The 13276-nt window shown below is 28.7% G+C and carries 17 protein-coding genes; 6 read left to right on the forward strand and 11 right to left on the reverse strand.

Annotated elements, in window-relative coordinates; all coding sequences use genetic code 11:
- Nucleotides 1-24: 24 nt before the first annotated feature.
- Both ACTTA6_RS03365 and ACTTA6_RS03370 read left to right on the forward strand, forming a co-directional pair.
- A complete protein-coding gene (locus tag ACTTA6_RS03365) occupies nt 25-498 on the forward strand; it encodes an ABA4-like family protein (RefSeq protein WP_440614504.1) in 474 nt (157 codons plus the stop codon).
- Nucleotides 491-1069, forward strand: a complete 579-nt coding sequence (locus ACTTA6_RS03370) for a 2-hydroxychromene-2-carboxylate isomerase (protein WP_440614505.1) — start codon at nt 491-493, stop codon at nt 1067-1069. Before ACTTA6_RS03365 ends, ACTTA6_RS03370 begins: the two co-directional genes overlap by 8 nt.
- On the opposite strand, the gene ACTTA6_RS03375 is transcribed toward ACTTA6_RS03370, so the two are convergent.
- Nucleotides 1066-1410 (reverse strand): rhodanese-like domain-containing protein, encoded by a 345-nt coding sequence (locus tag ACTTA6_RS03375; protein WP_440614506.1) that lies wholly within the window; start codon nt 1408-1410, stop codon nt 1066-1068. The genes ACTTA6_RS03370 and ACTTA6_RS03375 overlap by 4 nt on opposite strands.
- Nucleotides 1411-1496: 86 nt before the next feature.
- Between ACTTA6_RS03375 and ACTTA6_RS03380 the strand changes: the two genes are divergently transcribed.
- Nucleotides 1497-2510 carry a rhamnosyl transferase gene (locus tag ACTTA6_RS03380; RefSeq protein WP_440614507.1) on the forward strand — a complete coding sequence of 338 codons (1014 nt, stop codon included), beginning with the start codon at nt 1497-1499 and terminating at the stop codon, nt 2508-2510.
- Entirely contained in the window at nt 2507-2971 is a 465-nt protein-coding gene (gene bcp / locus ACTTA6_RS03385; protein WP_440614508.1) for a thioredoxin-dependent thiol peroxidase, read from the forward strand. Before ACTTA6_RS03380 ends, bcp begins: the two co-directional genes overlap by 4 nt.
- A 60-nt stretch (nt 2972-3031) precedes the next feature.
- Here bcp and ACTTA6_RS03390 read toward each other — a convergent pair whose 3' ends face one another.
- From ACTTA6_RS03390 to ACTTA6_RS03430, 9 genes are all read right to left on the reverse strand, one after another.
- Nucleotides 3032-4324 (reverse strand): ammonium transporter, encoded by a 1293-nt coding sequence (locus ACTTA6_RS03390; protein WP_440614682.1) that lies wholly within the window; start codon nt 4322-4324, stop codon nt 3032-3034.
- Nucleotides 4325-4551: 227 nt separating this feature from the next.
- On the reverse strand, nt 4552-5853 hold the full coding sequence (locus ACTTA6_RS03395) for an ammonium transporter (protein WP_440614509.1): 1302 nt from the start codon (nt 5851-5853) through the stop codon (nt 4552-4554).
- Nucleotides 5854-5998: 145 nt separating this feature from the next.
- The gene (locus tag ACTTA6_RS03400) at nt 5999-6274 is read right to left on the reverse strand and encodes an HU family DNA-binding protein (RefSeq protein WP_075506581.1); all 276 of its coding nucleotides are present in this window, start codon (nt 6272-6274) and stop codon (nt 5999-6001) included.
- Between the two features lie 157 nt (nt 6275-6431).
- Nucleotides 6432-7544 (reverse strand): RIP metalloprotease RseP, encoded by a 1113-nt coding sequence (gene rseP / locus ACTTA6_RS03405; RefSeq protein WP_440614510.1) that lies wholly within the window; start codon nt 7542-7544, stop codon nt 6432-6434.
- 59 nt (nt 7545-7603) lie between these two features.
- Nucleotides 7604-8287: a uracil-DNA glycosylase family protein gene (locus ACTTA6_RS03410; RefSeq protein WP_440614511.1), complete on the reverse strand. Its 684-nt coding sequence runs from the start codon at nt 8285-8287 to the stop codon at nt 7604-7606.
- 178 nt (nt 8288-8465) lie between these two features.
- Nucleotides 8466-9812, reverse strand: a complete 1347-nt coding sequence (locus ACTTA6_RS03415) for an NAD(P)/FAD-dependent oxidoreductase (protein WP_440614512.1) — start codon at nt 9810-9812, stop codon at nt 8466-8468.
- 46 nt (nt 9813-9858) lie between these two features.
- Nucleotides 9859-10278 carry a hypothetical protein gene (locus ACTTA6_RS03420; protein WP_440614513.1) on the reverse strand — a complete coding sequence of 140 codons (420 nt, stop codon included), beginning with the start codon at nt 10276-10278 and terminating at the stop codon, nt 9859-9861.
- 11 nt (nt 10279-10289) lie between these two features.
- On the reverse strand, nt 10290-10889 hold the full coding sequence (locus ACTTA6_RS03425) for a LysE family translocator (protein WP_440614514.1): 600 nt from the start codon (nt 10887-10889) through the stop codon (nt 10290-10292).
- 37 nt (nt 10890-10926) lie between these two features.
- A complete protein-coding gene (locus tag ACTTA6_RS03430; RefSeq protein ID WP_440614515.1) occupies nt 10927-11472 on the reverse strand; it encodes a DUF4174 domain-containing protein in 546 nt (181 codons plus the stop codon).
- A 32-nt stretch (nt 11473-11504) separates the two neighbouring features.
- Between ACTTA6_RS03430 and ACTTA6_RS03435 the strand changes: the two genes are divergently transcribed.
- Nucleotides 11505-11708: a hypothetical protein gene (locus tag ACTTA6_RS03435; protein WP_440654396.1), complete on the forward strand. Its 204-nt coding sequence runs from the start codon at nt 11505-11507 to the stop codon at nt 11706-11708.
- Nucleotides 11709-11713: 5 nt separating this feature from the next.
- Here the strand turns inward: ACTTA6_RS03435 and ACTTA6_RS03440 are convergent, their stop codons facing one another.
- Nucleotides 11714-12166: an Lrp/AsnC family transcriptional regulator gene (locus ACTTA6_RS03440; RefSeq protein ID WP_440614516.1), complete on the reverse strand. Its 453-nt coding sequence runs from the start codon at nt 12164-12166 to the stop codon at nt 11714-11716.
- 117 nt (nt 12167-12283) lie between these two features.
- On the opposite strand from ACTTA6_RS03440, the gene ACTTA6_RS03445 reads away from it, so the two are divergent.
- A complete protein-coding gene (locus ACTTA6_RS03445; protein ID WP_440614517.1) occupies nt 12284-13258 on the forward strand; it encodes a dihydrodipicolinate synthase family protein in 975 nt (324 codons plus the stop codon).
- Nucleotides 13259-13276: the final 18 nt, after the last annotated feature.

The following is a 13276-nucleotide window of genomic DNA, read 5'->3' on the forward strand; positions in this document are numbered from 1 at the left end:
CGTTAGATTTTATATAATATAAATATGATCGAACAAATTTATAACTATTTCACAATTGATGTGCTGTATATGTGGATCAATTTAGGAGTTATACCTTTTTGGTTTATCTTAATAGTTTTTCCCCAGTCACACTTAAGTAGGTATGTAGTAACTACTATATTTCCATTTCTATTATTAAGTGGGGTTTATATTTACATTTTATACAGATCTTTCATCGTTGGTTATGACTTCGATGCTAATTTTAGTTTGTACCTTGGTTTGGTTGAGTTATCTCGACTGTTTGAGGATAATCTATATCTAACTCTTTTCTGGACTCATTTTATATCTATAAATTTATTTGTTGGTGGATGGATGGTTAAAGACTCTCAAAAATACTACGTAAATAAAGTGTTAATGTCAGTTCCTTTAATAATTACATATTTAATTGGTCCTATTGGTTTGTTTATTTATTGGATAATTAGAATTTTTTACTCCAAAAAATTAAATCTATATGAGTAATCATATAGATTTTTACTTCGATATTATTAGTCCTTACGCTTACATCGCGTATAAAAAAATTTTAAAAATTAATAATGTAAATTATAAATTGAAACCAATATTATTAGGTGGTCTTCATAACCTAGCAGGTATTACTGCTCCTGCATTTAACAAATATAAAATGAAAAATATGCAAAATGATTGTGAGCTTGTTTCAAAAAAAAATAACATAAGTTTCAAATGGAATTCTAAATTTCCAATTAACTCTTTAGGTATAATGAGAGGTTACCTCAGTATTGATGATAGTAAAAAGGAAGAGTACTTAAATAACTTTTTTGATGCTTATTGGAAAGAAGATCAAGATTTATCTAATGAAGAAAATATCAAAATACTATTAAAAAAATTAAAAATTGAAGACAATGAATTTTTTAACTCTATTAATAAACAAGACATTAAAGATAAATTAAAAGAATTAACGCAAGAAGCGTTTGACAAAGAAGTATTTGGTGCTCCAACTTTTATAGTTAATAATAAAATTTTTTGGGGACAGGACCGTCTGGAATACGCTTTAGATGAATTTAAAAATATTTAAATTATTTTAAAACTACTATTACTGATAGATCCAAAACCACCTTCAATGTGGGAGATGTTTTTGAAACCTTTTTTAGTTAAAGATTTTACTGACATTTCAGATCTAATTCCTCCAGCACAAAACAAAACTACCTCTTTGTCTATGTCAATTTGGCCATCCTTAAAAACATCACTATGAGGATCAAGAAGAGTTTCTAAATTACCCATAGGTATATGGTTGGCTCCTTCCACTCTTCCAGTGAGTTCTAATTCATTTAATTCTCTAATATCAATTAGATTACATTTGTTTTCTTGAACCAATTGATAAGCTTCATCGGCATTTATAGTTTTTATATCACTCATAATATTAAATTAAATATTGTAATTTTTAATTTTATAACAATTATTATAATTATCATGTAAACAAGAAAAAAAATACTTTTTGTTATATGAAAAAAATAAATTTAAAAAAATTAAATTTCTTCAAAAAATTACTCATCAAATTAAACAGAAAATTAGGATATGAGCTAATTGATCAAAACAAGCTAATTCTTCCAACAAATGATAAACAAATTAACGATAATTTAAATATCTTAAATAAAAAAAGTATATCTCTACCACTGGGTGAAGTTAAGATTAAAAGAAAAGTTAATAGTTTATTAATAATTTTTAGATCTTTTACTAATGAGGATAAGCTTCTAAGTCAAAATAAAAAAAGACTATTTGAAAAGGAAAAAAAAGAGTACACATTTAGATCTTTAAACTCAATCTGTAAAAACATCATAAATCTTAAAAATGAATTTAGTAATTTTAAAATTTTTCTTAAAATTATTGATGACAATTCTACCTTAGAAGTAAAAAAACAAATAAACCAAATTTGTTCTAACAATAAAATTGATTTTGAGTTTACAAATTTAAATAAAGAAAAATACTTTCATAAAATGAAATTTAAAAATAATCCAAGAATGCTTGCTCATAATTCACATATTTTTGAGTCTAAAAATTTTGCTATTAATTCTGACTATGACTTATTGTACTTTGTGGAAGATGACTATATTCATGATCATGATGCACTAACAGAAATGATTTATAGTTATGAAAAAATATCAACTCAATTAAATGAAGAGATAATAATGTGTCCTGTTGATTATCCTTACCTTTATATTAATGTTGATTATACAGTAAATTTAATTGGTTTTAAAAAACATTGGAGACAAGTTAATCAATCTTTGTGCACTTATTTAATCTCTAAAAAAACATTAAAAAAATATTGGAATTATTATGAAGATATGTTTTTAAACAATTATGATCCCTATGAAAAACCTCTTCATCATTTGTATGAAAAAATAAAATGTTTTACACCAATGCCTTCCCTAGGTCTTCATGTTACAAATACAAATTCAATATATGGTTTGTCACCAGTAAAAGATTGGATTAGAATGTGGGAAAAAAATAAAATATGACATTAAAAATTAACTCAAAAGCTCCGGCATTTGTAATACCGTCAACTTCAAAAGACAAATATTCTTTAAAAGACTCACTTGGGAAATATGTGGTTCTATATTTCTACCCAAAAGATGATACACCTGGATGCACAATTGAAACTAATGATTTTAATAAATTATTAGCTAAATTTAAAAAGCTGGGTTGTGAAGTATATGGGATTTCAAAAGATAGCTTAAAAAGCCATGATAAATTCAGAGATAAATACAAAATTAAATTTGATCTACTTGCAGATGAAGAAATCAAGGTATTAAAAAAATACAAAGTCTGGGGTAAGAAAAAATTTATGGGCCGTGAATTTATGGGGATAAATAGAACAACTTTTTTAATTGATAAAAAAGGTAAAATCCTAAAAATCTGGGAAAACGTTAAAGTAAAAGATCATGCCAAAGAAGTCCTAGAAACATTAAAAGATATTTAAAAATAAAAAAAGGCCCCTTATTTCTAAGGAGCCTTTAATTGTTATATATTGAGAGATATTTTAGTCTCTTATTGCGTAAGCTTTCACACCAACTTCCGCAACATCAGTTCCAAGTTTTTCAGCTTGAGAACTAATTCTAAGACCAATTGTTTGTTTTAGAACTTTAAATGTGATGTAAGAAAGTATGAAACTAAATGCACATACTGCTATTACACCTGTTAACTGAGTTCCAAAGTTTGTATCTGGATTACTTAAAGGCACAACCAAAGTTCCAAAGATACCAGCAAATAAATGAACAGGAATTGCACCTACAACATCATCAATTTTTTTGCTTTCTAAAAACTTTGTACCAAAGTACATGATGATTGATCCAACAGCTCCAATAGCAATTGCAAGCACTGGACTTGGAGTTAAAGGTTCTGCTGTAATTGCAACCAAACCTGCTAATGCTCCATTAAGCATCATTACGATATCTGTTTTACCACCTAATAATCTTGTAACGACTGCAGCAGTAACAGTACCAGCAGCTCCCGCTAAGTGAGTGTTAACCGCAATTTTACTAATTGCATTCACATCATCGAACGTTCCCATTGCAAGTTGACTAAAACCATTAAATCCAAACCAACCAAACCATAATAGGAAAGTTCCTAATGTGACAAGTGGTATTGAAGATGCCGCAAAAGGTACTAAAGATTTTGTTTCACCTTTTTTATTAAATCTTCCTTCTCTTGCGCCCAATAATATTACACCTGCTAAAGCAGCTGCACCACCACATGCATGAACTAAAGTTGAGCCAGCAAAATCAGAAAAACCTGAAGTTGCTAACCAACCTCCACCCCACTGCCATCCCATTGAAATAGGATAGATGATACCAGCCATGATTGCTGCAAAAATGAAAAATGGCCAAATTTTAATTCTTTCTGCTACAGCACCAGATACAATTGATGCAGTTGCACAAACAAACATTGTTTGAAAAAACCAATCAGAATAGTCTGAATACCCTGTTGAAAGTTCTGAAGCATCGCTCCACATTGAGAATGAGCCAATAAATCCACCTTCAGGAATTCCGTAAGCTAAATTATAACCACAGAAAAAAAATATTAATGAACAAATTGCAAACTTACCTATATTCTTTGCTGCAATTGTAGAGACACTTTTAGTTGTAACTAGTCCACTTTCAAGCATACAGAAACCTGCTGCCATGAATGCAACTAAAACACCACCAAGATAAAATCCTAATGAATTGAAAATATATTGTCCTTCAGCTGACATTGTTGTTTCTGCTGAAGCTAAATTAGTAAAGCTTAAAAATATTAATAAGCTCAATGATATTTTTTTTAAATGATTAATCATTATCTCTCCTTTTTTTGATCTTGTCGTTTTAATAAATAATTGAATTTTAAGTACTGCTGATAGATCAAAAGAGTTATGAGAAATAAGCATATGTGTAAAAAAAAGGCCCCATTTCTGGGGCCTTTGGTTATTAACTAACTAGAGAGAGATATAAGTTAATTCTTTGTTTAGAGGCTCTTCAATGAGATAACGACATGGAGATCGAAGAGCCTCTATATTGCATGCAATTAGTCACGTATTGCGTAAGCAATTACACCTGTTTCAGTAACGTCTGTACCTTTAGTTTCAGCTTCTTTACTTAATCTGATTCCAAAAGTACCTTTCATTATTGACCATACGATGTAAGACACAGCAAACACAAAAATGTTAATTGAAAGTACACCAATTAATTGTGCACTGAACGATGCATCAGCGTTTGTTAATGGCACTGCAAGTGTTCCCCAAATTCCAGCAAATAAGTGAGCTGGGATTGCACCTACAACATCATCAAGTTTAAAGCTAAATAATAATTTAGTTCCAAACACTACGATTAATCCACCAACAGCTCCAATTAAAATTGCTGCAAATGGAGATGGTGCTAATGGTTCTGCAGTGATTGCTACTAGACCACCAATTGCTCCGTTTAACATTTGAATTACATCTGTTTTACCGTACATTAATCTTGTAATGATACCAGCGGCCATTACTCCACCACATGCTGCAAGATTTGTATTGATAAAGATTGATGAGATCGCAACTGCATCGTCAAAAGTACCTAATGCTAATTGTGAACCACCATTAAATCCAAACCAACCTAACCATAGGATGAATACACCTATTGTCACTAATGGAATTGAAGATGCAGCAAAAGGTTGTAACGCTTTTGGTTGACCTTTACTGTCAAATCTTCCACTTCTAGCACCTAACAACATAATACCAGCTAAAGCAGCTGCACCACCTGTTGAGTGAACTAGTGTTGAACCAGCGAAATCAGAGAAGCCTAGTTCTGCTAACCAGCCTCCACCCCACTGCCAACCCATTACGATTGGATAAATAATTCCAGCTAAGATAGCTGCAAATAAGAAGAACGGCCATAACTTGATCCTTTCAGCCATAGCACCTGAACAAATTGAAACTGTCGTTGCACAGAATACCATTTGGAAGAACCAGTCCGAACCATCTGAATAACCAGTGTCAATTGCACTTGCATCTGACCATGGTGTAAACGATCCAATATATCCGCCTTCTGGAATACCATAAGCTAAGTTGTAACCAACTAGCCAAAACATAATTCCAGCAATTGCGTACAAACCAATATTCTTTGCGCAAATTACTGAAACACTTCTTGAAGTTACCATCCCAGATTCTAACATTGCAAAACCTGCTGCCATGAACATGACAAGGAAACCACAAATTAAAAATAGTAGAGTGTTAAATATAAACCCCACTTCAGCAGAAACTGTTGTCTCTGCCATACCCGCACTACTCATGTTTAGTAAAAATACTAAACTTAGTAATGGTGCAGACATTCTCTTTATTATTTTAGTCATAAGACCTCCACTTGTTAAAGTGGTGGTTTATAAATTCAAAAAATTTAAAAACTAACGCTGATTAGGAAAATTGGGTATGCAGTTTTTGCATATAGTAACAGCCCTAAACGTATTTTTACATTACGTTAGGGCTGTTAAAAAAATATTATCTATTGAATACTTCTTTTAAAGCTTTCGCTGGTAAGAATTTTACTTTCTGAGAAGCAGCGATTTGAATCTGCTCACCAGTTCTTGGGTTTCTTCCAACTCTAGCTTTTCTTTTAGCTACTTTGTACGTACCAAATCCAGCGATTTTTACTGAATCATCACCTTTTAGTGCATCTAAAATAGTGTTGGTAATTGTATCAAAAGTTCGCTCAGCGTCTGCTTTGCTCAAGTTTAATGAGCCAGAAAGCTTTGCTACTAGTTGTTTTTTGTTCATTTTAGCTCCGGTTTTGTTGGTTAATATTGATACTTGTCATAAACGTTGATAAATCAAGCTTTTTTTTAGTGTCTTTATTAATAAGACACACAATATCTTGTTAAAAATTAAATAAACGTTGATTTTATTGATCTTTTTAACAATTTAGAAATTTAAATTATCTAAATAAACCAAGGTCTTTTAGGTCATTAAATGTTGTGAAAAACATCAATGATAGCAACAAAAACAATCCGATTCGAAAAAAGCCTTCCTGTGTTTTCTGGGACAAGGGTCGACCCAAAACCTTTTCAAATGCATAAAACATTAAGTGTCCACCATCTAACATTGGTATCGGAAACAGGTTTATTAAGCCTAAACTTATTGAAATATAAGCCATCATACTAATAAAAGCTAACACTCCAAAGGTTGCAACTTGTCCTGAGATCTTTGCAATCCTTATAGGGCCACCAAGTTGCGAGGTGTCTGCTTTACCCATGATCATTCCACCGATGTATTTTAAAGAAGAAACACTGACAAAATAGACTTCGTTTGCTGCATGATACAATGCTTGTGCTGGTCCTAATTTAACATGATTAATTTTATCATTGTAAGCACTTAATTTTATACCAACCATTCTTTTATTAATTTTATTTCCTAAACCATCTTCACCTTCAACAATATTAGGTTTTATTTTTAAAATTAATTCTTCGTAAGAACGCTTTACTTTAAAATCTATATAGTCTGACGTTGACATTGTGATATATTTTGAGACTTCCATGATGCTTTTAACTTCATTGCCATCAATTTCTAAAATAATATCTTGGTTTTTTAAGCCTCCGACCATTGCAGGACTATCTTTTTGAACTTCGCTAATTACAGCAGGAGTAAAATCTTTTCCAACAAAAGTATAAATGCAAAAGAAGATTGCTAAAGCTAATAAAAAGTTAGCTAAAGGGCCACCAAATACAATTAAAACTCTTTGATATAAAGGTTTTAAAATAAATAATTTATCTCTTTCCTTTTCATTATATTTTTCTAAAATTTCTTCATGATCAGCTTGTGAATAAACATTACGATCCCCAAAAAACTTAACATATCCACCTAGAGGAATTGCACATACTTTCCATCTAGTTCCATGTTTATCATTCCAACCAAATAATTCTTTACCAAATCCAATAGAAAAATCAGTAACCCCTACTCCATATTTTCTTGCAAAATAATAGTGTCCATATTCATGGATGAATACAACAACTAAAATAAGAATTAAAAATGGAACAATATAACTAAGCATATTTTATATTTTAATTTAATATCATATTTATCACAACCCCTCATTGACGTGGCAAAATTTTAATCTTTGTGACATTTTGTTAAGGCATTCATCATTGAGGACTTGTTTTCTCTAAATTGAATATTTTTCCTTGCGTTTGCACCTGAAGGATGAGGAAAACCTTTCAAAAAACACTTTAAATTGAGATTATATTTATCCTCCAGATATTGAATTGTAGAAGAAACTGTATTTCCTAGAGGAATAATAATTGCATTTTTAAATTGCTTTAGTTCTTTGAGGAAGTTTTTTTCAATAAAATTGATCAATAATTCTTTTTTTAGAATGTTGGCACCAGAATAGTTTTTTCCTTTGTCAAATACGGGGTATTTAACTAATGATGTTGTATGTAAATATTTACTATCTTTATCAAATAAGCTTTCAGATGATTTTATTTTTAAAATATTATTTATCTTAAGTTCATCTAAGTATTTAATTAATCCTGTTCGCATGCTTCCTTTAAAACTTGACTGATTTTTTACTTCTTGAAGAGAACCCTCTTTATTAATTACATCATAACTTTTTAGCATTTGCTGTAAACCAGGTGTTATACCTACAATCATTATTTTTGCTTTAGGATTAATATAATCAAAAGGTGCATAATAAATTTCAATATTTTTATCTTTAATAATTAAAAAATTATTATGGATAACAGACTCTTTATTAATGTTTTTTAAAGATTTAATTTTATTAAGGTAATTCAACATTGTTTTTAGATATTTATCAAATTGCAAATAATGAGTCTAATCAATCAAAAAATTAACAAGATAGGAAAAAATTATTTTTTAAACTTAAAATACAAAGAAAATAATATAAGACCTACAAGGACAATGCCTACCAATATCCTTAAGTATTGATTAAAAAATATATCTATAAACTCAATCATTAAATATTAAACTTATCCTTAATTCTATAAAACCACACTGCTAATTTGAAATAAAATACTCTTAATTGTGGGAAAATAAATTTCTTAGGTAAACCTTTGTAAATTAACGAAATATCTAAATCTTTACTATTTGATGAAAAAACTAACTTTGATAATTGTTTTCCAGTCCAAGGAGCAGCGCTTACACCTACACCGCTATAACCAAATCCATAATAAATTTCTTCATTATCTATTTTGCCAATTGAAGGAGTAAGTTTTTGAGATAATGCAATCAAACCTCTCCAATTATAATCAATTGTAACATTGCTCCATTTAGGAAAAATATTTTTTAAAAATTTTTCCATATCATTTGCTCTGTTTTGATTTGATTGGTTGCTTCCTTCAAAATCTCCTCTAGTACCAAACAAAATTCGATTATCAGGTAACTTTCGATAATAATATAAAAGGTTTTTAGAATTAGCTATTGGAGCGTAAGTATTAAAATTATGTAAGCTAAGCTCTTCATCTGTAAGTGTTCTTGTTACTATAATATTTGAAATAACAGGTAACACCTTTCCATCCATTTCAGGAATTAATCCTTCTTGATAAAATCCGTTAGTTGCAACTACAATTTTTTTTGTTTTTATTGAGCCTTCATTGGTTCTTAAAAGATAAGAACCATTTTCTTTTTCAATTTTTTCAACTTTTGTGTATTCATAGATTTTTAACTTTTTAGATAAAGCATGCTTTGCAAGTCCATTTATGAATTTTAAAGGATTGATTGCAAATCCTGGTTTATATGAAAAAGCTCCAAATTGCTCAGTTCCACCATGACCTACTTCATCAAATTCTTCTTTTGAATATACTTTAGTTTCTATTCCAAATTCAGATTTATAAACTTCAGCTTGCTCTTTGATTTGATCAAATTTATTTTTGTGATGAGCTACAACAAAGTTATTTTCACCAGTCACATCACAATCAATATTATAATTTTCAATTAATTCTTTAGTGTAATTAGCTCCTTCAACAGAATTTTTAAAAAATTTTCTAGTCTCCTCTGTTCCATAAACAGATTGCATTTTTTTATAAGACATCTTGCTTGGAGGAAGGCAGCAAAATCCTGCATTACGAGATGAAGCACCCCAACCTACTTTTCCAGCCTCAACTAAAACTATATCTAAATTATAATTTTCAATTAAGTTAATTGCACAAAGTAAACCTGTGTAACCTCCACCAATTACCACTATTTCAGAACTAATATCTTTTTGAAGTTTCTCTAAATTTAAATTCTCACTTGAGGTTGCTTCCCAATAACTAGGAACAGGTTTGTTGAACTGATAAATATCTGAATGATAAATATTACTCATTAGTTAACGTTAGGTTAACATAACCCTTAATTATCTAAATAATAATTTACTTAAATTTATCTTCCCAGAATACAACTCTGTCGTCTGTTTTTTCTATTAAGTCCTTACAAAATATTCCGTATTTATCTAAAACTTTTGAAAAGTTTTTATAATCTTCACCCATCTCTTTTTTCATGCTTTCAAGGGAAATTTTAACTATATTTCTCATTGTATCTGTGTTCATACCTAATTGCTGACCAATCATAAAAACAGATTCTAATGATAAATCTGCTGATTTATTAAGTCCTGCTATAGTTTCATCGTTAGCACTACCACTTTTTTTAAAACCTTCTTCAGACAATAAATAATAACTATAACAAGTCGTAAAATCGCCTTGTAGGTTATTAAATACAAAAGTTTGTTGATCATCAGCATTAGCACTAATGCTTAAGATGCTAAGAATTATTGCAGATATAAGTTTTTTCATTTTTTGTTTTTTTAAATTTTAATTGAAAGCATCCATATACCAACCAAAAATAAAGACAATGAGAAGATTTTGTTTAATATTTTTGAATATTTTTCATTTCTAAATTTTGCACCTAGTAAGTCACCAAATAATGTCCACAGAGTAAATGACACGCAGTTATTAAATGTAAAAATTGTACTGATTAAAATTATTCTAATTAAACTTTGAGAACCATCTAAAAAGATTGTGAACATTAAAGAAATTATCACATAAGCTTTTGGGTTAAATACTAAAAGTATAACTCCATCAACAAAAGTACATTTTAAATTTTGATTGTTGTTTTCATATGTGCTTGCCTTAAAGAATTTATAGGCAAGATAGATTACATATAATGATCCAATTATCTGAATGTATTGATATTGATCATTAATAAATGAAAAAAATATATTAAAACCAAAACCTATAAGAAAAGTAACTATAATCGTTGCAAGATGATAACCAAAATTTGCTGATAAAGTTTTAGCAAAACCAAATCTAGCTCCATTAGCTGCAAAGAACATGTTCCCAGGTCCAGGGCTAAAAGCCAGAGGAAATAAAAAAATTATTAAAGCTACTATTTCAATTAGAGTCATATTTTAATAGGTAATTAAATTTATAATATTCTTTAATTTAGGTTTTTTTATTTTTTTTATACATTGTCATCCACTTTTCAAAGATTACAATTGCATCATCCATATCTTTAGTTTTGTTAGGATGATTTTTTGCTCTTCCAAGCATAGTTGCAATAACATTTACTTGATACTTGATGGATCTTTTTTTAATTGCTTTAACTGTATAAAGCGCCTTTTCTTTATTCTTAAAACCTAATCCATGTAAAGTTGTCTCAGGTTTATAATCAGAAAATAATGAAAGATTTAAAGGTTTAAAACTTTTATCTTTTATCATTTTATTCATTGGCATTTTATCAACTAAGGTAAATATCTTTTTAAGATTTATTGTATCTAGCTTAGCTTTTTCAGTTCCATCAAAACCAATTAAACTCACACTAAAGTTTTTAGCTTTATCTAATTTTGTAACGAGTTTAATAAATCGTTTGTGAAATTCTTTTATGTGCTTTTGGTATATATCTTTTGAATTTTTATACTCTTGATTAGTGTAGTTTGGTGTATTCAAAACTAACAACCTACATTTCCATATATATTTTTTAAAATTCATTGGTATATTAAGTATTTTAGTTAATAGGATATATGAAGGAAAAAGAAATTAAATCTCATTTTAAGAAAAAAGCGCTATCTAAACTTGCTTTATCGATAAGCTTTTTCTTAGTTCTTTTAACTTCCACTGGATACATATTTAATTCTAAAGCTGCAATTTTTCTATTTTATATTTTCAGTTTTGCATTCATTTACAATTTGCTAATCAATTTCTTATTAGAAAAGTTTGATATCTGAAAAATTTATTCCACACGGGAGTATTCCGACTTTACTCTTCTCAAAGGTATAGAGGTTTCAACAGAAGAAACACCCTCTATTACAGTTAGTTTTTTAGTTAAAAAATCTTCAAATTCCTCAACGTCTTTAACTGCAATTCGTATTAAATAATCTTTAGCTCCAGTCATTAACCAACACTCAACTACTTCAGGGAAATTTAAAATTTTTTTCTCAAATTTATCAAAATTTTTTGATTGCTGTTTTTCTAAGCTAATAAATATGAAGGCAGGAAATTTATAACCAAGAGAGGTTTCATCAATATTTACTGAATAATTTTTAATTATATTGTTTTCTTCTAATTGATTTATTCTTCTTGCTGTAGGAGCAATACTTAAATTTATTTTCTCACTTATATTTTGAAGTGTAGTTTTGCTGTTATTTTTAAGTATTTTTACAATCTTTTTATCAATTTCATCCATATTTTTAATAAATTTTATTAATATTTATCAAATATCTTATAAAATTTACTAATATTCAACTATAAATTAGTAATAATAGAGAAAATTTATTTTTTATTTCGTGTAATTACTAATTACATGAATAAATCTAAATCATTTGATCCACTTTGGGTTCCAATTATTTCTCAATATCAAAATACAAAAAATTTAGAGCTAGATGAAAAGCTTATTCAAAAACATATCAATTGGTTAGACCCATATGTAAAACAATTCTTGGTATGCGGGACTACAGGGGATGGGTGGGATTTAACTGATGAATTAATAATCAATTGGTTAGATATATTAAATGATAATTCTTTAATTAAAAAAGATATCAAAATATTATTTGGAGCATTTGGAAAAACAACAGAAGATGTTCTAAAACGGACAGATATAATTGAAAGATATATAATTAAAAATGGAACCTCTGCAGGATTTTTTGGATTAACTTTATGTGCTCCTGTTGACGAAAACATCAAGCAAGAAGAAATTATTTCACATTTTAAACGTATTATTGAAAATACATATTTACCAATTTCTATCTATCAACTGCCTCAAGTAGTAAAATGCAATATTGAACCTGAAACATTAAAAATTTTAAAAGACAATTTTCAAGATAGAATTCAATTATTTAAGGACACTAGTGGTGAGGATGATGTTGTTAATTCTGGAATTAATTTTAATGATTTAATATTTTTAAGAGGAGCAGAGGAAAATTATTTTGATCATTTACAACCAAACGGAAAATATGATGGATTTTTATTAAGCTCAGCAAATTGTTTTGGGAAAATTTTAAGAGAAATTTGTAATAATGTTGAACAGGGTAATTTTAGAGATGCAGAAAAGATGTCTCAAGAGCTAAGTGATATAATTAGAATTTCATTCTCAGAAGGTCAAAAACTAGATTTTGGAAACCCTTTTTCTAATGTAAATAAAGCTTTTGCTCATGTCTTGATTAACAAAGATAATCTTAGCTGCAAAACTTGTTTTGATAGAAATATACCTGGTGAGTTTCTAAATGATATGTTTTTATTATTAGCTAAATACAATTTAACAAAATCTTTAAACGTATAAATTAGATCTTAATTTTAG

This window comes from Candidatus Pelagibacter sp. HIMB1636 (genome assembly GCF_052047675.1).
Lineage (GTDB): Bacteria > Pseudomonadota > Alphaproteobacteria > Pelagibacterales > Pelagibacteraceae > Pelagibacter.